Origin of the sequence: Paenibacillus xylanilyticus (assembly GCF_009664365.1) — a bacterium.
In the GTDB taxonomy this organism is placed as follows: Bacteria; Bacillota; Bacilli; order Paenibacillales; family Paenibacillaceae; genus Paenibacillus; species Paenibacillus xylanilyticus_A.
Genome location: NZ_CP044310.1, coordinates 470962 through 495430, shown reverse-complemented (window position 1 = coordinate 495430; position 24469 = coordinate 470962). Strand labels below are relative to the sequence as shown.

The 24469-nt window shown below is 49.1% G+C and carries 18 protein-coding genes and 1 riboswitch; of the genes, 1 reads left to right on the top strand and 17 read right to left on the bottom strand.

Annotated features, from left to right (window positions below; translation table 11 throughout):
* Positions 1-182 precede the first annotated feature (182 nt).
* On the top strand, positions 183-1943 hold the full coding sequence (locus tag F4V51_RS02380; RefSeq protein WP_153976691.1) for an alpha-glycosidase: 1761 nt from the start codon (positions 183-185) through the stop codon (positions 1941-1943).
* Positions 1944-2125: 182 nt separating this feature from the next.
* Here F4V51_RS02380 and sdaAA read toward each other — a convergent pair whose 3' ends face one another.
* The 17 genes from sdaAA to F4V51_RS02295 form a co-directional block, all read right to left on the bottom strand.
* A complete protein-coding gene (gene sdaAA, locus F4V51_RS02375; protein ID WP_153976690.1) occupies positions 2126-3073 on the bottom strand; it encodes an L-serine ammonia-lyase, iron-sulfur-dependent, subunit alpha in 948 nt (315 codons plus the stop codon).
* Positions 3063-3752, bottom strand: coding sequence for an L-serine ammonia-lyase, iron-sulfur-dependent subunit beta (gene sdaAB / locus F4V51_RS02370; RefSeq protein ID WP_153976689.1), 690 nt, complete (start codon positions 3750-3752; stop codon positions 3063-3065). Before sdaAB ends, sdaAA begins: the two co-directional genes overlap by 11 nt.
* 212 nt (positions 3753-3964) lie before the next feature.
* Positions 3965-4090, bottom strand: a riboswitch (glycine riboswitch).
* Positions 4091-4283: 193 nt separating this feature from the next.
* The gene (locus F4V51_RS02365) at positions 4284-5561 is read right to left on the bottom strand and encodes an MFS transporter (protein WP_153976688.1); all 1278 of its coding nucleotides are present in this window, start codon (positions 5559-5561) and stop codon (positions 4284-4286) included.
* Between the two features lie 214 nt (positions 5562-5775).
* Complete coding sequence (locus F4V51_RS02360) at positions 5776-7296, bottom strand: PH domain-containing protein (RefSeq protein ID WP_153976687.1); 1521 nt, start codon at positions 7294-7296, stop codon at positions 5776-5778.
* Positions 7289-7783, bottom strand: coding sequence for a PH domain-containing protein (locus tag F4V51_RS02355; RefSeq protein WP_095291721.1), 495 nt, complete (start codon positions 7781-7783; stop codon positions 7289-7291). Before F4V51_RS02355 ends, F4V51_RS02360 begins: the two co-directional genes overlap by 8 nt.
* A 31-nt stretch (positions 7784-7814) precedes the next feature.
* A complete protein-coding gene (locus F4V51_RS02350) occupies positions 7815-8906 on the bottom strand; it encodes a LolA family protein (protein ID WP_153976686.1) in 1092 nt (363 codons plus the stop codon).
* 34 nt (positions 8907-8940) lie between these two features.
* Entirely contained in the window at positions 8941-10404 is a 1464-nt protein-coding gene (locus F4V51_RS02345; protein ID WP_153976685.1) for a HAMP domain-containing sensor histidine kinase, read from the bottom strand.
* The gene (locus F4V51_RS02340; protein ID WP_153976684.1) at positions 10401-11111 is read right to left on the bottom strand and encodes a response regulator transcription factor; all 711 of its coding nucleotides are present in this window, start codon (positions 11109-11111) and stop codon (positions 10401-10403) included. The genes F4V51_RS02345 and F4V51_RS02340 overlap by 4 nt, the downstream gene beginning before the upstream one ends.
* 214 nt (positions 11112-11325) lie before the next feature.
* Positions 11326-12381, bottom strand: coding sequence for a phosphotransferase enzyme family protein (locus F4V51_RS02335; RefSeq protein ID WP_162009875.1), 1056 nt, complete (start codon positions 12379-12381; stop codon positions 11326-11328).
* A 243-nt stretch (positions 12382-12624) separates the two neighbouring features.
* Positions 12625-13380 carry a phosphate ABC transporter ATP-binding protein PstB gene (gene pstB, locus F4V51_RS02330; RefSeq protein WP_095291715.1) on the bottom strand — a complete coding sequence of 252 codons (756 nt, stop codon included), beginning with the start codon at positions 13378-13380 and terminating at the stop codon, positions 12625-12627.
* Between the two features lie 12 nt (positions 13381-13392).
* Entirely contained in the window at positions 13393-14280 is an 888-nt protein-coding gene (gene pstA / locus F4V51_RS02325; RefSeq protein ID WP_095291810.1) for a phosphate ABC transporter permease PstA, read from the bottom strand.
* Positions 14281-14282: 2 nt separating this feature from the next.
* Entirely contained in the window at positions 14283-15218 is a 936-nt protein-coding gene (gene pstC / locus F4V51_RS02320; protein ID WP_236146679.1) for a phosphate ABC transporter permease subunit PstC, read from the bottom strand.
* A 114-nt stretch (positions 15219-15332) separates the two neighbouring features.
* The gene (locus F4V51_RS02315) at positions 15333-16265 is read right to left on the bottom strand and encodes a phosphate ABC transporter substrate-binding protein PstS family protein (RefSeq protein WP_153976682.1); all 933 of its coding nucleotides are present in this window, start codon (positions 16263-16265) and stop codon (positions 15333-15335) included.
* 642 nt (positions 16266-16907) lie between these two features.
* The gene (locus tag F4V51_RS02310; RefSeq protein WP_153976681.1) at positions 16908-18200 is read right to left on the bottom strand and encodes an arsenic transporter; all 1293 of its coding nucleotides are present in this window, start codon (positions 18198-18200) and stop codon (positions 16908-16910) included.
* A 140-nt stretch (positions 18201-18340) separates the two neighbouring features.
* A complete protein-coding gene (locus F4V51_RS02305) occupies positions 18341-20434 on the bottom strand; it encodes a methyl-accepting chemotaxis protein (RefSeq protein ID WP_153976680.1) in 2094 nt (697 codons plus the stop codon).
* Between the two features lie 228 nt (positions 20435-20662).
* Complete coding sequence (locus tag F4V51_RS02300) at positions 20663-21706, bottom strand: EAL domain-containing protein (RefSeq protein ID WP_153976679.1); 1044 nt, start codon at positions 21704-21706, stop codon at positions 20663-20665.
* A 211-nt stretch (positions 21707-21917) separates the two neighbouring features.
* Positions 21918-24164: a bifunctional 2',3'-cyclic-nucleotide 2'-phosphodiesterase/3'-nucleotidase gene (locus tag F4V51_RS02295; protein WP_153976678.1), complete on the bottom strand. Its 2247-nt coding sequence runs from the start codon at positions 24162-24164 to the stop codon at positions 21918-21920.
* Positions 24165-24469 lie beyond the last annotated feature (305 nt).

Sequence of the window (24469 nt, the reverse complement as noted above, 5' to 3'; positions counted from 1 at the left end):
ACCCTTTGGGTTAATTATATATCTGAACATATTGGAGTAAGCTGTATGTACGAACGAAGCACCATCGAAAGGGACTACTCCGTTACTTTCATTAGTATTATACCTTAATCTTCAGTTACAGAAATGCCATGCATGATGTCCATGATGTACATATGAAGTGAATAGACGGGAGGAATTGTAACATGCTGCTGGAAGCCATCTATCATCAACCCAAGCGGAACTGGGCATATGCCTACGATAAGGATACTGTTCGCCTGCGCCTGCGTGCCAAGAAGAATGATCTCACCGAGGTATACGCCATGACTGGCGACAAATACGCATGGGAAAATACCAAAAAGCAGATCTCTTTAACCAAATTCACCTCAGACTCCATGTTCGACTACTATGAAGGTGAAATAAAGCCTCCGTACCATCGTCTGAAATACTCCTTTTTGCTCAAAAGCGGAGACGAGCAGATCTGGATGTCCGAAACGGGTTTCCAGGAAGACGAACCGGACGATCCGGGGCAGATGTTTCAGTTCCCCTATATTCACCAGGGTGCGGTCTTTACACCGCCTGAGTGGGTCAAGGATGCGGTTTTCTATCAGATCTTCCCCGAGCGATTTGCCAACGGCAATCCAGAGCTGAATCCGGAGAATGTTGAGCCATGGGGCGGCGAGCCTACACCATCCAACTTCTTTGGAGGTGATCTTCAGGGTGTAATGGATCATCTGGACTACCTCAGTGAGCTAGGCATTAATGCCATTTATTTTACCCCCATCTTCGAAGCAACCACCAATCATAAATATGATACTGAGGATTATCTCCGGGTAGATCGGCATTTCGGTGATGCAGACACCGTGAAACGCTTGGTCAAGCTGTGTCATGAACGCGGTATCCGGGTGCTTCTCGATGCGGTGTTCAATCATTCCGGGAAGACGTTTGCCCCTTTTGTGGACGTACAGGAGAACGGGGAGAAGTCCAAATACAAGGATTGGTTCCATGTTCATGAATTCCCGCTGGCTGTGAAGGATGGCATCCCTACGTATGAGACCTTTGGATTCGAGCCTCATATGCCGAAGCTGAACACGGAAAATCCGGAGGTGAAGGACTATCTGCTGAAGGTAGCGGAGTATTGGATCAAGGAAGTGGGCATGGACGGCTGGCGGCTGGACGTTGCGGACGAAGTGGATGATGCGTTCTGGCGCGATTTCCGCCGGGTGGTCAAGGCTGCGAATCCTGAAGCTTATATTCTCGGAGAAATCTGGAATGAATCCTCGGCATGGCTGCAAGGCGATCAGTTCGACGCTGCCATGAACTATCCGTTTACCGATGCCGTGAATGGTTTCTTTGTCAAAAATAAAATGAATGCCGAGACGTTCGCGAATTCCATCGGACGGCAGCTGTCACGTTATCCGCTGCAAGCCAGCGAAGTGGCGTTCAACCTGCTGGATAGCCATGATACCCCAAGGCTGCTGACGCTATGTGAAGGCGATCAGCGCAAGATGAAACTGGCCGCATTGTTCCAGTTCACTTATCTGGGCACGCCGTGCATCTATTACGGAGACGAGATTGGGCTGGATGGCGACCAAGATCCGGGCTGCCGGAAATGCATGGAGTGGGACGAGGCGAAGCAGGACCGTGAGTTGTTCACCTTTTATCAGCTGCTCATCGCTCTTCGCCATGCCCATCCCGCTCTCCGTGCAGAAGGTCAAGTCCGATTCCTGCAAGCCCGTCCTGAGGGCAGCCAGCTGATTCTCGAACGGCAGAGTGAGGATGAACGCATTCTCGTTCTGTTCAATCGTTCGGAGGAAACGGCGATCATTGAATTCGAAGGTGGCGCGGGCGAATGGACCGAATTGTTGGACGGTAACCACCGCACAGCTAAGGACGGCGATGTTCTCGCTGTTGAACTGCCAGCATACGGTTATGCCGTGTTAAGTACGGATATCAGTCAGGGATAAACAGTAAATATTTATTTCTCATCGTCGTAGATTACATGAGCTTTCTCCTGTAAAGCCCAGAGTTAGACTGAAGCCCTTTCTCTTCAAATAAAAAAAGGCGTCCTGCATGACCTGTAAAGGCCAGCGGACGCTTTTCTCCATTTTGTCTCCCGTATAATAAATCCTATCCTATCGGCTTCGTTCTATGCCTGCTCTTTCGAATTATCCTTCGTGCTCTGTGGTTCGGACTCAGCTTCAGGTTCCGCACGCTTCGCTTTGGGTTTCGCCAGCTTCTCCATCATTTTCCGGCCTGTTGGCGTCTGGGCCAACCCGCCCTGCGCTGTCTCGCGGTGCCTGCTCGGCATCGCACTTCCCACTTCCAGCATGACGTCAATGACTTCATCCGATGGGATGGCACTTCTTACCCCGGCAAGCGCCATATCGGCTGCGGCCAGGGCCGTTACCGCACCGAGTCCATTGCGGACGATGCATGGAATTTCAACAAGCCCTGCAACCGGATCACAGATGAGGCCCAGTGTATTTTTTAACGCGAGACCTACGGCATGAACGACCTGCTCCGGCGTCCCTCCGCGCAGCTCTACCATTGCACCAGCGGCCATGCCGATCGCAGAACCGACTTCTGCCTGACAGCCACCCTCTGCACCGGAAATAAATGAGTTATTGGCAATGACATATCCGATAGCACCTGCACAGAATAAGCCGTTCACCAGATGCTCATCACTCCATCCGAATCGCTCCTGGGAGCTGATGAATACACCGGGAATGATCCCGCAAGAACCGGCTGTTGGCGTAGCCACAATTCGGCCCATCGATGCGTTGACTTCAGATACACACAGGGCATAGGCCATGGCCAGCGCGGAAGCGTCACCTGAGCACGTCTCGCCCTGACGAATATATTCGGCCAACTTTTTGCCGTCTCCTCCAGTCAAGCCACTGCGCGAAGTGGTGTCCTCTGTCAGTCCTTTGCGTACAGCCTCTTTCATCACCTGATAATATTCCGACATCTGCCGCACAACGTCTGCTTCCGGCGTATTGGTCTCCTGAACCTGCTCCTCGATCATTAGCCGGGCTATGGTTTTGGATTCAGCCGTACAGATCGTATTCAGCTCATGCAAGTGCTTAAACCGCATCCGAATCAACCCCTCTCTTCAAATCAATGACACGAATATCCAGCACATGATCCAGTGAACGCAGGCGTTCCAACATCTCGGCACTCGGTGCTCCGTCCATTTCCATGGCTGTTAGCGCTTCGCCATCCCGGGCTTTCCGGTCTACCTGCATATAACCAATATTAACCCCTGAGGAGCTGATCGTAGACGTCACGGAAGCAAGCACCCCTGCCTTGTCCGCATGACGCAGAACGAGTGTGGGGAATTCCCCACTGATCTGTACCCGAAAATCATTAAGCGCATGCACCGACACACTGCCGCCGCCAATCGAAGCACCAACGAGTGAACATTGACGCTCGCCGTGCCACAACTCAATTTTGACCGTATTCGGATGCGGAGCAGGCAGTCCACTCGTGTAGAACTCCACCTCCATGCCCGCTTGTTCAGCATATTTCTCGGCGTCTGGTATCCGCGGATCATCCGTGACATAGTCAAGCAAACCACCAATTAACGCCAGATCCGTACCGTGACCTTGATACGTATCTGCAAATGAGCCGTATAGTGTCAGCCTGGCACGTTCAGGCGTACACCCCAGCCACTGCCGTGCAATTCTCCCCAGTCTCGCTGCCCCAGCTGTATGTGAACTTGAAGGGCCCGTCATCGACGGACCAATAATTGAAAAAACATCTTTAAATCGCATCCTGCACCCCTCCATATCGTCATATCCATCCAGACATGCACCATAATGTTCCTTAATTACTGAATGATGACATCAAAAAAGGACAGTAGAAGGCTTTAGGCCCTCTCTCTGTCCTCGTTACCTGAGAGTTTCATGATCAGAGGCCGCCCCATGGGGTACCCTTCTCATCATATACCCCTTGGGTGGCGCATTCGCGCACTCTCCAGAGCTGCGTCCAACGATGGTACATTTACCTGAGAGATTAACCACCTGCGCCGGGTGCGCAGCGGCTTGCTCCTTCGGTGCCTGGCAGCCTACTGAAACCAATGGCCTTCCCAGGTCTCTCCCGCTCGTTCTCATCCGCTGTATCGTATATATTCGCTTGAACACATATCAAACGTTGTCCTTATGAGATTGATCATTCATATAACAGATTAATATGCAACACACGTAATGTCAACAAAAGTAACGCATCATTATCATCTTGGCAAAATTCCACTAATATTATATGCAGCCTTCCACGGAATCGTTCAGTTTTCAATAGGATATAGACTAGCTATGGAGAGATTTTGATGATGAGCTGTGATCCTTATAATATGACTGTCTTGAAGGAAGCCAGCTCGTAAGCCATAACAGAAGGGCACCCAGCATCAGAACGGCCGAAACGACCGTATATACCGTTCGAAGAGAGATCACTTCGGCAACTACACCCATGACCAAAATCGAAATGACCTGCAATGCACTCAGCATGAGTCCAAGTACGCTGCTCATTCGCCCCATCAAGTCTACCGGTATATTATTCTGATAAAAGGTGACCAGTCCCGTGTTTGCCGGCGCCGAACACAGCCCTAGCAGGATAAAGGCGAATGCGGCAAGCTCGAACGAAAACGAACGAGCGAACAGGAAATAGCCAAGCGCAACCAAGAGCACGCCTCCGCCCATCATGTGACGGATGGACAAGTGTTTGGCGAACAACCACACCAGCAGAGACCCCACCATGTATCCTGCTCCAGTAACACTCATCAACGCCCCATACTGTGACTCGGACAGGTTCATGACTTGTCGGATAAATACCACTTCCTGTGCATCCAGCGACATGCCAATAACAAGAATAATCTGGAACAGGGCATAGATGCTCACCACATATCCTGCTTGGCGACTGAATAGCATTACCGCTCGCCAATCCTGAGCGATCAGGCGAGGGGTTAGCCTTGTCCTACCGCTGCTCTGCTCTCCCGTGCCCAGCCTTGGCAGGAACATCAGGATGAGCGCCGACACCACAAAGGAAGCTGCATTGGCATAGATCGCCGCTGCAGGAGACAGATAGATCAACATGACTCCGGCTATGGCCGGACCGGTAATAAAAGCACCTGAACTGATCATGGCCTGCAGGGAATTGAATCGCTTGCGCCGCTCAGTAGGAACCAGTCGGGTGATGTACACCTGCGAAGAAGGTACGAATATGGATGAGGACATGCTGACAAGAAACATAACGCAGTACATCATCCATAGACTAGGCATCAGCGGAAGCAATGCCACGAGCACAGCTCTCACCACATCTGCCCCAATCATCAGCTGCCGCTGGTCGTAGCGGTCAATCAGACTGCCTGACCAGAACTTGGTGCATACCGAGGCAATCGGCGAGATAATCCACAAGCCTGCGACTGCCGCCGGGGACTGTGTCATGTTAAGCACCATCAAATTAATGGCCACAATGTAGATAAAATCCCCCAGATTGGATATGCCTACTCCGCCCAGCAGCAAGCCGGCATGTTTCCATCCACCTGACTCGGCGCCCTTCCCTTTCCCCTGATCACGATCATTACTCATCCATTATATCCCTCCCGGATTCATTCCTTAAATCATTCAATGCACTGATTTAAAACCCAATAATTGTATTATCTCCTATTTGATCCTTTTTCGCAGTAAAAAAATGGACAATGCCTGCGTCGATCATCATATATCGCAGGGCTTTCCGTACAGAAAAAAGACTGCCATTAATCGGGCAGTCCCAAGTCGGTTTAATCCAAGCTGCTTTTCTATATCATTTTTGGGTCAAATCCGAAGCCTGCCGAAACCATTCATTTACGGCATTAGCCTGACCATATTCCAGGAATATGGCTTTGAAGCCGCCTCGATTCACCATCAGCCTCGCCCGAACGGATAACAAGGACTTGCCTCGCTGTCTTCGGGTAGCCACCGTATCCACTGTGACCACATGAGGCCGGCGCATCAGTGCTGTTCTGCGGGAGATGGCCCGGTGGCGAATGGTTAGCAGCTTGCCCTGAATACTCAGCCCTTCATCCTTGAAGCAACCGTACCCCCAAACGGCACATAAGGGAACAAGGAGAATTAGAAATGCACCCACCGGGCCCAGAAACACCGTCCCCGCTGTTCCCAGTAGGGCTGCGCCAAGCAGTTTCCAGCGCAAGAATAACCAGCGAGCTCGGTCCGGTGGTCTGTTGGCGGGTGGCTGCATGACGAATTGCGGTACAATTCGGGCAAGCAGCTCATTGACATCGCGGAGCGGCAGCAGCGGATGAAGCATCATTTTTTTCTCCGTTTCTGAAGTCAAAACATAAATCTCCACCTCGGCATAACCAAACGGCTGTCGCAGCAGTCCCTCCCTGATCTCTACCGCCTGGACCTTCCCTGGAGAGAACACATGCTTCTTTCGGTCGAGCAATCCGGAAACTATCGTAATATTACCGCCTTCCTGCTCCACTGTGAATCCGGCATACTTTATCGTGAACAGGACAGCAGACAAGATCCAGGCCAGCAAAAACATGACAGGAACAAGTCCGAGCCACCAGATCGCCGGCAGCTGTCCAGCCCGCTCAACCAAGCTGCTGTAGAAGTGCGCAGGGAGCAGATCATCCGCGAAGGAATAAACCCCCGTACCGAATACGACGACGAGCGGCAAATTCATCGTGGTCAGCGCTCCGGCAAACAGTCTTCCGGCTGACAGCCGCAGCAGAACTTCCCGTTCTGGCTGCATAAGCGTAGCGGATGCCTGGATGTGTTTCTCCTTTTGCTCAGGAGATTCTCCCTCTTCATCAGAGTTAAGATCTTCAGCATGTTCAGCTGGGAGAGGTGCTTCCGCTTTCTTCACAGCCTCATTCCGTTTCTGATACAACCACTGCTCTATCCGTTCGGCCTCCGCAACTGCCAGAGCAGGTAATACACCATCGGCCTCTTTGCTGCCGCCCGGCGTCTCAATCTTGAGCTGGGCTAGCCGGAGCAAGCGCTGAATCAGAGGCTGCTGTGTCTGGATGGAGTGAATACGGCTGAAATAGATCGATTTCTCCTCCCGGACAAAGATGCCCTGACGCAGCACAATCCGATCATCCTGAAGCGTGTAGCTGAATTTACGCCATTTAAACCACCCATACAGAATAATAGGAAGCGTAAATAGAACAAGGGCAGCAGCATAACCATACCAGGGAAATTTGCTCCAGTTCACGCCTTTGATGATGAGTAGAACGAGGATGGGAATGATGGACTTCATTACGCTAAAAAAGGGAAATAACATGTACAGCTTATGTAGATGCTTGGGTTCATTCATCGGGATCTTCCACCTTCGCCAGATGTCCGATACTGCGCTTCAATTGCTCTGCTTCCTCTCTTTCCAGTCCGGCGATATGGAGTGTGGCTGCGGCAGTAACGATGCTGACCTTGGCAAGTCCATACTTTCGCAGCAGCGGACCACTCTCCAGTTCCACCTGCTGTACACGCGTCATCGGCACAATCGTATCCGTATGCCATAACCAGCCGGAATGGATCTCCACTTCATCCTCAGCCACCCGAAAACTAAAGTGTCGGTGTCGCAAGCCGGGCAAAATCCATGTGTACCAGACCAGTGAAATGATAAAAAGCCCTAAGCCAATCCAGCCCGGCCACAGCACCCAGTCTCTAACCCATGCGATCATCAGATATCCAGCAGCCAAAAGAGTCAACAGCCCATTGACCATAAGGGCCGTCAGGGCTGTAGCTTGTTTCGCTTTGGGGTGGAGACGTCGCAGTTCTCCGTTGTTAACCTCTGTGTAATCCATTGCGTGACTCACACTCTCCTACCATTCAAAATTAAGGCTGATTAGGAAGCTTCAGTTCCTTCGCCCAAGCCTGAAGCTTCTCCTTCGTCCATTCCTCGTTCTCACCCATGATGGAGTAACGCAGCCCATTTTCAGTCCATGATATGTTTCGTATGCTCTTCATATACGAACCCTCGGTATCCCGAACCTCCACCTTGGACTCATCAGGCAGCAGTGTATCATCCACATTTTCATCCGGTGCCTTGAATACGGACAGACTCACTTCAACCTTGTCGTTGTTGACGTAATACAAAATCACTTCATCCCTGCCCAACTCTCCGCTTGATGAAAACATCTCCACCCGAGACAGCTCAAGCTCACCGCTCATATCCTGTAAAAAGGGTTGGCCCAACGCTTGTTCGGCTTCTTCCAGACTCACTTCCGAACGCTGGCTCAGATCGTTCAGATCTTTCACTTCCACTTCTTCGGGAATGTCGATTACGAACGTATCCTCCGAAAATTCGGGATCATATTGAATCGGATCATAGACCATTTCTGACTTTTCATCACCATATGTGCTGATGACTTTAACAATCATCCACGTTTTGGGGTCAACCCAATATTCAGAGGAGATGGATAAGGTGCCATTCTCTTTCGGCATCAGCTTGATGTGAATGACTTCCTGTCCGTGAAGCTCTTCCTGTCCCATCATATCCACATCATGGGAATCCCGCAACCGTTCCAGCTGATCCACCAGCATCTGCTTTTGAGTCTGTTCTGGCTGTTGTCCCGTGGCAGCTACGTTCATCGAATAGGCCGTACCGGTCTCTTTTTCGTAAATGGTGATATCTGTTCCGTTATTGACCGCGTAGCTGATATGGCCATTCTCCTCTGTTTCGGTGCGCTTACGCCCGGTCTCTCCGTCAACCCATTCCTTAATGTGCATGGTGTGACTCAATTTATCATCCGACCACACTTTCATTACACCTTCGGCATAGTACGAAACGGGCTTCGTTTCTGCAGTGACAACCTTCTCGATCATCTCATCACCAGACAGGCCAACCAGATCCTTCTCTGCGCAGCCTCCGAGCAGTGACCCCGCAAGTAGCGCTGTACCGAGCATCATCCATCCTTTTTTCATCATTATCGTTCATCCTCTCTCATTTCGTTTAAGGGCATTACAACTCGGGCAATCGACATGCAGCCAGCGTGCCATATCCTTCAGCCGACCACATGCGCATCTCACCTCCATGCTTGATCGCAATCCGTTTGGCTATGCTTAATCCGAGACCCGAACTGCCCGCATACGCCTTCTCTTCCTGATTCTGATGTTGAACATAGGGTTCGAAAATACGATCCAGCTGTTCTTCGGGAATAGCAGTCCCTTCATTTTGCACCAGAATTAATGTTGCTCCCGTTCTGTACTCATTCAGCTCCTGCGCCAGTGTTGGAATAACCCATTCCGGCAGCGGCTGATCTGAAGCAATCACACCTAGACCCATCAAACCGTTCTGGCTTGTATGACGCAGTGCATTGTTGATCAAATTATCTGTCAGACGCATCAGTTGTTCGGGATGAAGCCGGTAAAGGCGGTCCGTGCGGACAGCCGTTCTCACCTCAATCTGTCCACGCTCGGCAAGTCCCCCGTAACTTCCAAGCAGCATATCGAAGAACTCTTCTCCTTCCACCTCCACCATGGCCATCTCCAATTCACTGGAACCCAGCGCCGTATACATTTCAAGTTCACCAATCATGTGTTTCATCCGTTCCACATTACCAAACAACACATCCCGGTAGTCCCGTCTCTCTGACGGCTCCAGCGGAGCATCCACACTGAGTGCCTCCGCATAGGCACTGATGGACATTAATGGTGTCTTCAGATCATGAGACAGCGAAGCGACCATGAGCTCTTTCTCTTTTTGCTCCTTCTCCACCTCTGCCTGAGTCTGCCTGACTTTCTCCTGCATCGCATCAAATTGCTCCAGCAGCATGCCCATTTCATCCCGACGTGCAGGCACGCTATCTACGGGGACCTCACCCCGCGCAAACGCATGCATTCGGCCCATCAGATGTCTCATCGGACGGAAGAGCTTTCTGGATAGCAGCCAGAGCACGGTGCCATATAACAGGATAAAGAAAACACCAGCGAACCCAACGACCCAGGCTGTCCGAACCGAGATGCCCTCCAGCCACTCTCCGCGAAGCATGGTAATCTCGTAAATGCCAATCAGTTCACCCTTTTCCCATACTGGCTTTTTCAGCGTAAACGTGCGATGACGAATCTGCATGTCGTACAGATCACGATATAGCTCCGAACCCCTGACCGTATAAGCTCCGGCAGCCCAGGTATCTCCGCCGGATGTATACACCCGGATCCCTGAAGGCAGATAGAGGTCAACGTTTACTTGATCACTAGCCAGTTCAGAGACTGACGCATAGGCATCCGAAGATTGCAGACGGTACAGTTCCGGATCGGACAACCTCTTTTCAATGGGAGCAAGACGCCCGGTTAATTCTACATATTCCGCTACGGAGCGCTGGTCGTTATAGTAGTTGTACAGGGAGAAGAGTGCCCAACCTGCAGCGACAGGAAGCAGCATCACAATGAGAAAAGCAACCATCAACCAGTACTTCAGCTTCATTCTGCTATATCTCCTATAAATCGGTATCCGCTGCCCCACACGGTCTGAATCCAGCGTGGTTGATGTGGTTCGTCGCCAAGCTTGGCCCGCAGGCTTTTGACATGGACGGTAACCGTACCTGAGCTTCCTGCTACTGGCTGGTTCCACACATGTTCATACAGCTCCGCTTTGGTGAATGCACGGCCCGGATGAGAAGCGAGCAGCGTGAGCAAAGCCCACTCCTTGCCCGTCAGTACGACATCTTCCCCGTGAACCTGCACCTGTTGATTCAATGGGTTGATCGACAAGCCGTCGTTGTAAGCTTGATGGGTCGCTTCCGGCTTGATGCCCTGATATCTGCGATATCTGCTCAGGTGGGATTCAATGCGGGCTGTAAGCTCCGCCAGGCTGAACGGCTTGGTAATATAATCGTCAGCGCCCAGACCAAGACCTCTAACCTTGCTCTCCTCTTCAATGCGTGCACTCATCATGAGCAGCGGAACGTCGCTGATCAGCCGGATATTTTTACATACCGTGAACCCGTCCATCTCCGGCAGCATCAGATCGAGCAGGACCAGCTGATAGGTCCCCGTCCTGAAATCTTCCCAGCTCTCCAGGCCGCTCGAAGCCCAGGTCACCCCATATCCCTCTCGCCGAAGATGGTCCATCAAAATGCGGGCAATTTCCGGATCATCCTCCACCAGCAATATGTTCACGTTGTCTCTCATCGCTGCCTCATCCTCCCATGATTGTATTGTAACGAAATACACCTTTTTCTCCGCAGAGTTTATACTTTCTTCATAAATGGTTCTTGAAGCAAAAAAGCCAAGAGTATACAAAAAGAGCCCCCTGAGTTCAGGACGCCCCAATTATATTGGCTGAAGCATGTGGTCATAATGTTGTGATGTCGTGATGCCTTCATTACTGTATTAAATAACGATCTTATAATTCATAGAAGATACTGTGGTTCTCGACGTAGGGTCTGCAGTATTTGCTGCAGAGCTTCGGCATCCGATCCTTCATCCATTCATGTCTGGACTCGTTGGCCATCTGGAAGGCATAGTAACCGAACGTAAAAATCAGCATGAATCCTTCCATCAGCCTGATCTCTTGTTCGATAAGCGGAGCTGTTTGTTTGGTATAACCCGACAGGAAGATATCCCGTTCTTCCCGATTGAAGATCAAGGCTGCACCTGCAGCATCGAAAAGATAATAGCCATCACCATATAAGCAAAAGTCGATCATGGAGATTCCCTGTTCCGTCACCAGCAGATTCCCCCGGGTGATGTCACCATGAATCACTCCCCATGTCTCTGGGCGAGTAGGATATGCTTCCAGCTGGTTGTTGATATTCGCAAATGTCTCACGTATCAAGGCAAAGTCCTCAAGTGTAAATATGCCCAATCTGACACCTTCCTCAAGCTGCCCAAGCATGTTCAGATTTTCCTTGATACTTCCATATGATGGACGAACTTCAGTCTGGCCTGTCCAGCCTTCCTTCGCATCTGGTCCGGCGGCGGCTGTATCAAGCGTATCCTTCATACGACCATAGTGGTGAAGTGTCTGCATCTGTAACCCCAAGTCATGAATCTGCTCTCTTGTCAGCTGCTCTCCTTGCTGAATGTCCCTGCCTTCAATCCATTCCAGCATGGTGCAGCAGATTTCCTCCCCGTTTTCCAGGAAGCAGACGGTAACCCAATCTCCAGACAGATTACGAACAGGGTGCTGCACGCGTAGATCAGTCGTTGAATTTAATTCATGAAGGAGATTCATCTCCGCTTCCAGCGCCGGACGTGTATGTTGAATACCGGTCATGCTTGCATAAGCAGCTTTATGTATACGCAGCAGATACTTCTGTCCACTTGCTTCGTCCATAATGTGATATGTCAGGTTCTCATTGTGACGGATAAAGGAGGCAACGGGCTTCCTTAAGGGATAATGTGTTATCGCATCCGCTACCAAGCTGTCCAGGAATCGTTCGTGGTCTGTTGTTATCATCAACATCTCCTTCGGAATTCTAGATATCCAACTTGTCATCTCTACCTTCAGAAATATAGATCAGATCAGTGCTACTCATTATCTTGTAACTCTGGTTATCGTAGCATGATTGTTTTTGTTATGGCAAACTCTACCACTCCTAAAATATAAAAAGCATAACCCCATACGTTGCCGTTTGGGTGTTATGCTTTCTTCTCTGTTTATGACTCTATATTATACTCCATCCAATGTAATGCACTTTCCTTAACCGAAACGTCCCATAATGTACTCTTGCGTCAAACGGTTGTCGGGGTTGGTGAAAATATGTTCCGTATCCCCGTGTTCAATCATGCTTCCCAGATAAAAATACGCTGTATAATCCGAGATGCGTGCTGCTTGCTGCATATTATGGGTTACGATTACGATGCGGAGATCCTTCTTAAGCTCGGAAATGAGTTCCTCCACTTTACCCGTTGATACCGGGTCCAGCGCGGATGCCGGCTCATCGAGCAGCAAAATCTGAGGATCAACAGACAATGCGCGGGCAATACACAGACGCTGTTGTTGTCCACCAGAGAGAGACAGTGCGGACTCATTCAGTCGATCCTTTACTTCATCCCACAGCGCGGCGCGGCGCAAGCTTTTCTCCACGATTTCATCCAGTGCCTTCTTGCCTTTGATACCGCGGTAGCGGGGGCCAAACGCGATATTGTTATAGATGGACTTATGAAATGGGTTTGGCTTCTGCCACACCATGCCGATTTTCTGGCGCAATTTGATCACGTCGGTGCCTGGCTCGTTCAGGTCTTTACCATCCATCCAGATGTGCCCCTCTGTGCGGGAACCGGAAATCTCATCGTTCATGCGGTTGAGGGACCGCAAAAACGTGGATTTACCGCAACCGGAAGGTCCGATCAGCGCGGTAACGCTGGCTTCAGGAAACGCGAGGCTGATCTGCTTGACTGCCTGGAAATGCCCATAATATATGCTTAACTGTTCCGTACCAAAAGGTATGGCCATGTTGGTTCCTCCTTATTTCGAAGCTGTCATGCGGCGGTATACAACCCGGCCGATCCAGCGCGCACTCAAATTGAATGCCAGTACAAGGATAACAAGCACCGCAGATGCTCCGGCTGCCACTTCCTTGGAATCTGGCCCGATGCCTTCACTGTTGACTTTCCAGATATGAACGGCAAGTGTCTCTGCCGGACGGAATGGGTTAAGCGGCGATCTTGGGCTTGTCGGATTCCAATCCGTGAAGTCCAGCGGCGGACTGCTCATCCCTGCCGTAAACATCAGGGCTGCCGCTTCACCGAAGATCCGGCCGGAAGCCAGGATTGTACCTGTAATCAAGCTTGGCAGCGCCACAGGCAGCAGGATGGACGTGATGATTTTCCATTTGGACAGGCCCAGTGCCAGGCCCGCTTCCTTCTGTTCCTTCGGAACGGCCCGGAAAGCCTGCTCCGTTGTCCGCACCATGAGCGGCAGATTGAATATCGCGAGCGCCATGGCACCCGAGATCAGGGAGAAGCCGAGGCCGAACGTATTTACAATCAACAAGAGACCAAACAAACCAATAACGATCGACGGGAAGGAGGACAATACCTCAACAACCAATCGGATAAAACTTGTAATCTTGCCTGGCTTCGCATACTCCGCCATATAGATTCCTCCGCCCCAACCGAGCGGAATGGTGATAATAAGCGTTAAGATCAACAGGAAGATGGAGTTAAAGAGCTGTGGTCCAATCCCGCCGCCCCCTTTGAGCAGCTGCGGCGCACTCGTCAGGAAGTGCCAGTTGATTTGCCCTACTCCCCGGAACAGGATGAATCCCAGCAAACCGAGCAGCAATACCACGATGAACAAGGCCAAAACAACTATGACGGATGTAGCAATTTTATCGACCGTTTTCGCCTTCATTTTCATACCCGGTTTCTCCTTTCGAGCAAACGAACCAGAATGACGAATACAAACGTCATCACAAGCAGGACAAGCGCCATACTCCAGAGTGCATTGTTATGAACCGAACCCATTGTGGTGTTACCCATACTCAGGGTGATTACACTTGTTAATGTTGAAGCTGATTCAAGCAAGGATGTCGGTACATGCGGTGCATTACCGATAACCATCTGTACGGCGAGTGCTTCACCGAAGGCACGAGCCATCCCCAGAACGATCCCTGTCAGCAAGGCTGGAAGAACCGTTGGAATAATAACGCGGTAGATCGTCTGCCAGCGCGTAGCGCCCAGAGCGTAGGACGATTCACGCAAGCCTTTGGGCAGAGCAGACAGAGCATCGGCCATAATGCTTGTTACGGTAGGCAGAATCATTACGGATAGAACCAGACATCCGGCTGCAATCCCGATGCCGGCTCCGCCGAAGATGCTGCGCAATAGAGGCACGATAACACTCAGACCGATAAAACCGTAAACGACAGACGGAATACCGGACAACAATTCAATGGCAGGCTGCAGTATCTTTTTCCCTTTACCCGGTACGATCTCCGTCATGAAGAGTGCCGCACACAAACTGAGCGGGCTTGCAATCAACGCGGCCAGCAGGGTGGTTGTGAAGGAACCGGTGATGAACGGTAATGCTCCATAGGCTGCTGGTTCTGATGATGGACTCCACGTTTTGCCGAACAGGAATTCACTCAGGCTCACACCATCCTTAAAAAAGGTGGAGAGACCCTTGGACGCCACAAAATAAACGATGGAAAACATGACAACGATCAACAATACGACACAAATCGACGTATAGATCCGTCCTGTCCACTCTTCCCAGAAATGTTTCTCTCTCAAGGGCCGGCGTGACTTGATCTTGCTGTTCATTACCGTTCCCCCTTCGGTCTGTTCCATAACAACCATCCTTCTATAATAGAGTAATGTAAAATATGGGATTATTTCAGTTCAAACCGCGCAAAGAGGCAGGACCTTAGTCCGCCTCTCTCGCTGTATGAGCAAGTTCAAAGATTATTGAGTCAGGTTACCTGCTGCATCGCGTTTTACTTTCATGCCGGATACCGGAATGTAACCCAGTTCCGTTACATCATTTTGTTGAATTTCGTCACTCAGCATGTAGTCGAGGAATGCTTTTGTCGCTGCATCCGGCTCACCTTTTGTGTACATGTGCTGGTAAGCCCATACTGGATATGTTCCAGCTTCTACGTTCTCAACTGTTGCTTCAACGCCTTCGTATTTCAATACTTGCAGGCTGTCATCGAGGTAAGACAGTGCCAGGTAACCAATTGCGCCTGGAGTCTCGGATACAAGCTTCTTCACTGTACCTGAGGAATCTTCTTGGATGGATCCTTGAATATCTTCAACTTTTGTTCCCAGAGCGAAGTTCTCGAATGTTGCACGAGTACCGGAGCTGCTTGGACGGTTAACAATAACGATTGCTTGGTCTGCACCACCAACATCTTTCCAGTTTGTAATTTTACCGGAGAAGATATCGATCAATTGTTGTTTCGTCAGATCTTCCACACCTGCATCTTTGTTGCTTACTGGTGCGATCGCTACTACTGCTACTTGATGATCAACCAGTTCTTTTGCTTTTGCTTCATCTTCCAGCTTCTCTTCTGCAAATACGTCGGAGTTACCGATTGTAGCTTGTCCGTCGGATACTTGAGTCAGACCCGTACCACTACCGCCACCTTGCACTTGCACTGTTACATTTTTATATTCATCAACTGCCATAAATTTTTGTCCAGCTTGCTCTACCAGAGGTTGCAGTGCTGTTGAACCAACAGCCAGGATGTTTCCGCTAAGCTCAGCAGCTGCTTCGCCTGATCCTGAACCATTGCTTGTAGCGCCCTCTGTACCAGCGTCATTTTTGGATCCGCATGCTGCGAGTACCAGTACGAACGTTAAGGTCATCAAAATAAACGGCAACTTTTTAAACATGTTTTGTTTTCCTCCCCCAATGTAGTGATGGCGTTTTGTGAATTTGTTTGTTCACCATCAACTCTTTTATCATTGTAGTTTCGGTATGTCATCTCAAAATCAATGTTTTGTAAACGCAATGTTAAAATTATGGGCGGTGTTTTGAAATATATGGAAGGCAAATAACTCCATGAGCGACCGTTTCGGTTACGGATCGTTCTTCTGATCGCTGTATTGGCTCTGCTTCACGTAAATTACATCGTGCCACTACGCTGACAGAACAATCTTCCGATCGCTGTTATCCCCGGATTTCATTATTTTTCCCTTTGGTAAAAATCCGGTGATAAACGCGAACGCTTCGCTTCTACAGATTATTGCTGTCCTCTCCGTTCCAATGTAATGTAAAAAAACTTCAAGCAGCAGGCCAGCGCTTCTTCAGAATCGATTTCGTCCCCTCCACTGCTACGGGTTTGTTTGGTCGTTTCCAGACGTTTCAATCCACCGCCTTGGGAGAGGTGAGTAAATAGAAAAAGACCAGCCAATAAAAGGCCGGTCTAATGTAAATACTTTTTGTTAATGATATTTAAACTTCAATATATAGAAGAAAATAAAAAAACTGCCCTCCTCAAGTGCAATGGCACCTGAGAAAAGCAGCCTTTTCTACTAATTCAAAATCCACAGCCACAGGGCCAGTCCAGCCAAGGTAATCAACAATGTCGGGATCGTCAGGATAACACCTGCCTTGAAATAATATCCCCACGTAATCTTTACACCCTTCCGCGACAACACATGCAGCCAGAGCAATGTGGCCAATGAGCCGATCGGCGTCATTTTGGGACCCAGATCAGATCCAATCACGTTGGCATAGATCAACGCTTCTCGAACAATGCCTTCGGTATGTGCATCCTGGATGGCCAGTGCGTTAATTAACACGGTTGGCAGATTGTTCATCACCGATGATAACACCGCTGCAATCAATCCCATGCCCACTGATGCAGCCAGCAGGCCATGCTCTGCTATGGCATCCAGCCAGCGGCTCAGATAATCTGTTAACCCGGCATTACGCAGTCCGTATACAACGATGTACATGCCTACCGAGAAGACCACAATGGACCAAGGCGCTTCCTTGACAACACGTTTAAGGTCAACCGCTTCACTCTTGCGTGCCAATATGGCGAATAGCAGAGCGACGGCGCCCACGATAACCGATACCGGGATCGGCAGAAACTCACTTGAGACGTAGGCTATCAAAAGCAGCGCAAGCATATACCAGGCAATACGGAACATCCGCGGATCGCGAATGGCTTCTTGGGGATCGCGAGCGGCGGAGATGTCGTAGCGATGAGGGATACTTTTACGATAAAACAGATACAGCATTCCTGTACTCGCTACCATGGAAAAGATATTGGGAACAATCATCCGCACAGCATACTCCACAAACGTAATTCCAAAATAATCGGCTGACACAATATTCACCAGGTTACTGACAATCAGCGGCAGTGACGTGGTATCGGCAATAAACCCGCTTGCCATGACAAATGCAAGTACCATGCGTTCATCGAATTTCAGCGCACGCACCATGGCGAGAACAATCGGAGTCAGAATAAGCGCCGCACCATCGTTGGCAAATAAAGCAGACACTGCTGCTCCGAGCAATATGGAATAGATGAATAGTCTGCGTCCATTCCCTCCAGCGAGTCTCGCCATATGAAGTGCAGCCCATTCGAAGAACCCGGTCTCATCCAGAATCAGTGAAATCATAATGATGCCGACAAATGCCAGTGTTGCATTCCATACGATGGATGCCACATCGGAGGCATCATTCAGACTGACGACACCACATAGCAGGGCGAGCACGGCTCCACCTGAAGCAGACCAGCCAATCCCCAGTCCACGTGGCTGCCAGATCACGAGCGCAACGGTTAATGCAAAGATTAGTATAGCTACGTATGTCATAAATCCTCCTGTACCTTCACCCTATTACTACTATTATAAATACACCGCAATCTAAGAGAAAAACCAACGATATAGTTATACAGGGCAACAGGAGGATTGTCTATCTTTATTTTATTCTATGAACAAGTAATATCACCGGGTTATGCCTGGTCCTTGTTTTTCGGCGTATCTTCCACCATTTTGAACATGCCCAGCAGGCCTTGCAATTGTTCCGCCATACTGTTCAGATGTGCGGATGATGACGCAATCTCTTCTACAGATGCCAGCTGTTCCTCAGAGGAAGCCGATACGGATTCCGTATTCGCAGCACTCTCCTGGGTTACGACAGAAATATCATTCATAGCTTGGGCAACACGAGCCGCTCCTTCTTCCAGCTGCTTCGTTGTTTGAGACAGATCATCGAGCGTATGGGCTGCATCTTCAACGGCCACACGAATCTGTGCGAATGATTGGCCCGAAGTATTTACTGCCTGAATGCCATCCTCTACCCGGGTCTGGGCAGCTGTCATGGCATCCATGGCGGCATCCATATCCAGACGGATATTATGAACGAGTTCACCGATTTGTGCTGCAGAGCTGCCGGATTCTTCCGCCAGTTTCCGAACCTCACCTGCTACCACTGCGAATCCGCGACCAGCATCCCCCGCTCTCGCCGCTTCAATGGACGCGTTCAGTGCAAGCAGGTTGGTCTGTTTGGAAATGGTGGCGATGACATTAACCATGTTTCCAATTTCTGTCGACCGCGCATTCAAGGACTGAACCACCACCGCCAGCTGTTCCACTGTCTCCTGAATGCTGCTCATCTGATCCATGGCCTGTCCCGCTGCTTCATTACCGGAATAAGCTGCTCCGGATGTATTCCGCATGTTCTGCGTAATGGATTGCACACGTTCAGACATCATGCGGACATCTTCGGCCATACGACTCATCTGGCCCGATCCGTCCGTCACGCTCTTCACCTGCTGCTCTGCACCTTCCGCAAGTTCCTGAATGGAAAGTGTCGAGTGCTCAATGGCTTTGGTCGTTTGCTCCGCACTCGCCGACAATTCCTGAGAGGAAGCCGATACCTGCTCCGTCGTCTCCTGTACACCCAGAATCATCATTCGAAGGTTATCTACCATTCGCTCAAAATACTTGGCGAGATCACCGACTTCATCTTTTCGTCCGGTTTCCATCTTGACCGTCAGATCCCCTTTGCTCACCGCACGAGCAGACTCCTGCAGACGCCGGATTGGACGCAGCATGGAACGTGTAAACCAAATTATGAAAATTAGCGTGAGGAAGGTCGCAGCCAGAATGACGATTAAGGTTGCCATCCGAATGTCTTTACTGGCATGGGACAATTCACTTTGGAACATCGTTCCGCCAATCTTCCAGCCCGTAGCTTCATTGGTGGAGAAGATCATCATTTTGGAATCACCATTGTAGGTGTAATCGAATGATCCCTCTGGTTCTGCAAACATGGGGTCCAAAGCCTCTGACGTTTCTTGCGTGCCAGATTCCACCACAGGTGAGGAGATATAATTTCTCTCCGGATCCATGATAATAACGTACCCTTCCTTGCCCACCTTAATGGAAGCCTGTTCGCTAAGTTCCGTTAGATCCAAAGACAGACCTACTACACCAGATTGATCTTCCAGTGTTTTGGAGATAAACACAACCGTTACTCCATCCGTATTCTTGGACACGGCCGACACAGCGGGATTGCCCGGGTTGGCCATCGCCAGCTTGTACCATTCCCGCTCCCTTGGATCATAGTTGGACCCTTGTGCACTGCCGGTTGTTTCTTTCCCCCTAACCATGGTTCCATCTTCAGTTCCTACAAATATATTCAGCGCATCAGGATGCAATCCGACATACTGCTGTAGTTTCACTTCCAATGCAGAAAGGCCACCATCCCCGCTAAGCATGTCCGTCCGAATGGATTCGGCAAAATAATTGATATCGTGAATCTTCGCATTGACATGGGTTTCAATAATTGAATTCGTCGTGCTTACACTTTGTTTGGCACTATCCATCAGTTGACCTTCTACCGTGCGATCGGCAATCAACAGTGTGATCATTCCAATGGTCACACTGGGCACCAGCAGTACGGCCAGAAAGGATACCAGCAATTTATTTCGTATACTCCAGACAAAGCCCTTTTTCTTGTTCTTCTTTTTTGTTTTATTTTCTTTCTGTTTGACTGGTTTGGCAGCCTTTTTCACTTGCCCTTGGTCCAGATTCTCCCCCATCTGCTTTTCCCCCTCTAAAAAGTTCAATCCTTCTTTGTTTTTATGTAGGACCCTCTCCATGTCTACCTTAACCCTTCTCTTCATACCAAATCTTCGCGATAGGGTTATCTTATATATCGGCTTAAGTTCAAATTTATTTGATTACAATAATTTACACGACATGTCAAACAAGCCACTCCGCTAATTGGAAGTGACTTGTTTATATGTACACATTAAAATGGCATTTATCTAGGCAGATGTTTGACGGTATGGGCCCTGTGGCGGCTTGGGCGACGGTTTGCCAAAGTAGTATCCCTGAGCCAGCTCGATCCCTATGGAGCGACAAAAATCGAATTCCTCCATGCGTTCGATGCCTTCAGCAAGCACACGTCCCCCGAATCGGCGTGACATCTGCACAATATCCATAATTTGCTGTTGTTTCACCGGGTCACGATCACACTGATCAATCAGACTGCGATCAATTTTGACAAAATCAGGCTCCAGCCGATTCATTAATTCGATGGTCGAATACCCTGCCCCAACATCATCCAGTGCTACCGACATTCCACGGGAACGATACACCGAAAAAATATGCTGGAGAATGGACATATGCTGGATCTGTTCCGTTTCCACAACTTCAAACACAAAATCCTTGGGATCCAGTTCCAAGCGCTCAATCGCTTCAAACGTATGGGTCAGGCAAAATTCAGGATTGTATATAGAGGAGGGCAGAAAATTCACAAAGCGCTTAACACCATGAGGCAAAAAAGCTGCACTTGTTTCGATTGCTGTGATTCTTGCAGTCCGATCCAAAAAGGAATGTAAACCCGTGTCCCGGGCAACCTCAAACAAGTTATACGGGCTAAACGTCTTGCCATTTTCGGAAGGTCGAAGCAAAAACTCGAATCCGACAATCTGTTCATTGGCATCAACAATAGGCTGCATATGACTGCTGAATTGAGTGTTCAAAATAATCGATACCAGATCTGCATGCTTGAATCGAGATTTCATCATCTGAAGACTAATCCAGCCTGCTTGATCCGCCTGTTCTTGAATTGGAGTTACCTGTACTGTAATGGATTCCGGACGGATGACTTCGAGCTTCTGTATGGCTTCCAGCCAGTCTTGTACAGATTCGGCATTCGTATAGTTCATCCATATCACTTCATCTGAATGTTCAACATGCACACCCAACGTTCTCAGCAATTCCAGCAAAACGGGGAAAACGGGACGCAGATACAGAGTACCTTGATCCTCAATTGGATAGATTGGACTGCAGCCACTGCAATTCATGTAGAACCCCCTTGCCGGTTTATGTTTCTATTTCAATTAATGTTAAATGGTATATACCCAAAGTTTGTAAATATTATAGCATGGGTCATAAAATTAATCTCTAGTGTTTTGATGACTTCCGGTATGAACGTTTTTGCTACAGTCTTAAACATTTTTGCAGTAAAAAAGACCGCCAGTCTGTTGACTGTCGGCCTTCAGTATCCGCTATATATTAAGAAGCGGGGATTACGATTTTCTGTCCAACTTTCAATTGATGTACATTTGAAATTTTGTTGGCTGTGGCAAGCTTGCGCCAGTCCACACCATATTTCAAGCCGATGCGGTACAGGTTGTCCCCTTTTTTCACCACATATACCACTTTGCCGCTTGCTGGTTTCTCAGGTTGCGGTTCTGGTTTTGGTGTTGGGGCAGGTGTTGGGGCTGGAGCAGGCTTCGTTCCCGGTTCAGGAGTCACCGCTGCTTCTCCAGTCAATTTCAAGCCATACTCGGCAAAACCTTCGTCATTCGTACCAATGAACGACATTGCCGGGTTAGCTTCAACCAGCGCTTTGGCATCCGGAGAAGAAGCAAACACCACTTCAAGATCGTTCAGTGCTGCTGCAGTTACACTTGCAGAAGGCTTAATTGGTGCCAGTGACCAGTTGCCATCCGCTGCCGGATTGATTGTTTTGTTATCACGGATATAGTCAATGATGACTTGACGGTTCTCATCCGGTGCTGCCAAAACGATACGTTTACCATCCGGGTTGGCCAGTTTGGACGAAGAAGCACGATAGTTATTCGTTGCCACGATAAACTTTTGCTCCGGATCGATCGGTTTGCCATTGAAACTCAGATCCTTGATCCGGCTAGCCGATGCATTTACCACGGTTGCTTTGGAATCATATTTGGCAGGCTGAGTCACATCGATTTGATACGTTACACCATCGATAACATCAAAGTTGTACGTTGGGAAATCCATGTTGATCAGCTGCTGCTGTCCACCCTTAGCCGGGTCGATCTGATTGAACTGGCCTGCAGACCATTCCAGCCATTCTTTGATTTCAGCACCGTTAACCAGAACGGCATGTACCGTATTCGGATATACGTACAGATCCGCTACGTTTTTGATTGCGATGGTGCCTGCAGGGATATTCGTATAGTACGAAGCACCTGAACGACCGCCCGCTTTAAATGGAGCTCCTGCAGACAATACCGGGATATCTTCATACTCGGTTCCTTGCATGTGTTTCTCCACGTACCATTTCTGAGCATTCGTCACGATCTGAATGGATGGATCATCCTGAACCAACGCGAAGAAGCTGTTGATTGGAGCCGTTGTCTCTCCGACCGGACCACGTACATACTCAAGCGTACCTTCGTGCTCTTCATGAACCGCGTCGATGATCTCCTGATCTGCGTCAACCAATGGCTTTTTGTTCGCAGTGTCATAGATTGGACGTGCTTCTGTCGCGGAATCTACCACTTTCCACTTGCCATCCACCAGCTCCAGATCAAGATCAATGATTCCGAGATGATCACCCCAGAAGCCTGGCTCCACCGCTGGAACGCCATTGATGGTGCCTTTTTCAAGATCTACTCCCTTTTTGCCTTCAAAATCAGCACTTGGAAATACCTTGTGGGCATGTCCAAACAGAATCGCATTGATGCCCTCTACCTGGCTCAGGTACAGCACCGAGTTTTCCATCAGATCCGTTTGAGGGATATCTTCAAAACCGGAGTGAGGAATGGCCACGATAATGTCTGCACCTTCAGCCTTCATTTGCGGAATGAATTTCTTGGCTGTAGCAATAATATCCTTGGCAATGACTTTGCCTTCCAGATTAGCACTGTCCCACTGCATGATTTGTGGCGGTACGAATCCAATAACACCCACTTTGATCGTGTGCTCTTTACCGCTCTCATCCGTTACTTTTTTGTCCAGAATTTCATAGGGGGTGAAGTAATTCTTGTCGTTCGTTTCATCATCATCGCCGTCATCGATATAGACATTCGCATTAATATAAGGGAAGTTGGCGCCCTCCAGCGTCATGTCCAGGAAGTCCAGACCATAGTTAAACTCGTGGTTTCCGATGTTACCGGCATCATAATCGAGCAGGTTCATTGCTTTATATACAGGGTGAGTCTCACCCTTTTGAAGTGGATCAATTTTGGCTACATAGTCTCCGAGCGGGTTACCCTGAATCAAGTCACCATTGTCGAACAACAGGCTGTTTTTCGCTTCATCACGCGCTTTTTTGATCAGCGTAGCTGTTTTAGCGAGTCCATATTGATCGGTCTCTTTATCGGAGTAGTAGTCGTAATTAAGCAGATTGTCATGAATGTCCGTGGTTTCCATGATCCGCAATTTTACTTTGGCAGCATCTGCAGCCGATACAGGTACCGGAAATACTGCAAGCACGTTTAATGCAACCAAAGCGGCAGTCAGGCTTGATAATACTTTTTTGTTCTTTTTCAAAATAACCCCTCCCGGTTATGTACATTGAATCATGCCATAGTGTGCAAACGAATAGGCGCAGAAATAGCATAGATTTCATGGGTTGTGCTTGCTGAAATCAAGGTCTTCACCAGCTGAATTCAGGTTAGTTTATCTCACATGAACATCTATTCATATCTGTGCGTATCGTTTACATTCCAAATCATAACGCAATGAAGCGTGGTTGAAAAGCATTATTTTTTACATTATCCGCACATAAGGGTTCAACTTTACATAATCATGCGGAATTTCGACATTATTCTCTCTTTTTTTGTTAATATATAGTT

Bases quoted from the DNA above. Each gene is read 5' to 3' on its own strand.
- pstC (WP_236146679.1), bottom strand. From the start codon at position 15,218: ATGGAACAGACCGAAGGGGGAACGGTAATGAACAGCAAGATCAAGTCA.
- sdaAA (WP_153976690.1), bottom strand. From the start codon at position 3,073: ATGCGGTTTAAGCACTTGCATGAGCTGAATACGATCTGTACGGCTGAA.
- F4V51_RS02380 (WP_153976691.1), top strand. From the start codon at position 183: ATGCTGCTGGAAGCCATCTATCATCAACCCAAGCGGAACTGGGCATAT.
- pstB (WP_095291715.1), bottom strand. From the start codon at position 13,380: ATGGCCATACCTTTTGGTACGGAACAGTTAAGCATATATTATGGGCAT.
- F4V51_RS02305 (WP_153976680.1), bottom strand. From the start codon at position 20,434: ATGGGGGAGAATCTGGACCAAGGGCAAGTGAAAAAGGCTGCCAAACCA.
- F4V51_RS02345 (WP_153976685.1), bottom strand. From the start codon at position 10,404: ATGAAGCTGAAGTACTGGTTGATGGTTGCTTTTCTCATTGTGATGCTG.
- F4V51_RS02365 (WP_153976688.1), bottom strand. From the start codon at position 5,561: ATGAGTAATGATCGTGATCAGGGGAAAGGGAAGGGCGCCGAGTCAGGT.
- F4V51_RS02360 (WP_153976687.1), bottom strand. From the start codon at position 7,296: ATGAATGAACCCAAGCATCTACATAAGCTGTACATGTTATTTCCCTTT.
- F4V51_RS02310 (WP_153976681.1), bottom strand. From the start codon at position 18,200: ATGACATACGTAGCTATACTAATCTTTGCATTAACCGTTGCGCTCGTG.
- pstA (WP_095291810.1), bottom strand. From the start codon at position 14,280: ATGAAGGCGAAAACGGTCGATAAAATTGCTACATCCGTCATAGTTGTT.
- F4V51_RS02340 (WP_153976684.1), bottom strand. From the start codon at position 11,111: ATGAGAGACAACGTGAACATATTGCTGGTGGAGGATGATCCGGAAATT.
- F4V51_RS02335 (WP_162009875.1), bottom strand. From the start codon at position 12,381: ATGATAACAACAGACCACGAACGATTCCTGGACAGCTTGGTAGCGGAT.
- sdaAB (WP_153976689.1), bottom strand. From the start codon at position 3,752: ATGCGATTTAAAGATGTTTTTTCAATTATTGGTCCGTCGATGACGGGC.
- F4V51_RS02355 (WP_095291721.1), bottom strand. From the start codon at position 7,783: ATGGATTACACAGAGGTTAACAACGGAGAACTGCGACGTCTCCACCCC.
- F4V51_RS02300 (WP_153976679.1), bottom strand. From the start codon at position 21,706: ATGAATTGCAGTGGCTGCAGTCCAATCTATCCAATTGAGGATCAAGGT.
- F4V51_RS02315 (WP_153976682.1), bottom strand. From the start codon at position 16,265: ATGTTTAAAAAGTTGCCGTTTATTTTGATGACCTTAACGTTCGTACTG.
- F4V51_RS02350 (WP_153976686.1), bottom strand. From the start codon at position 8,906: ATGATGAAAAAAGGATGGATGATGCTCGGTACAGCGCTACTTGCGGGG.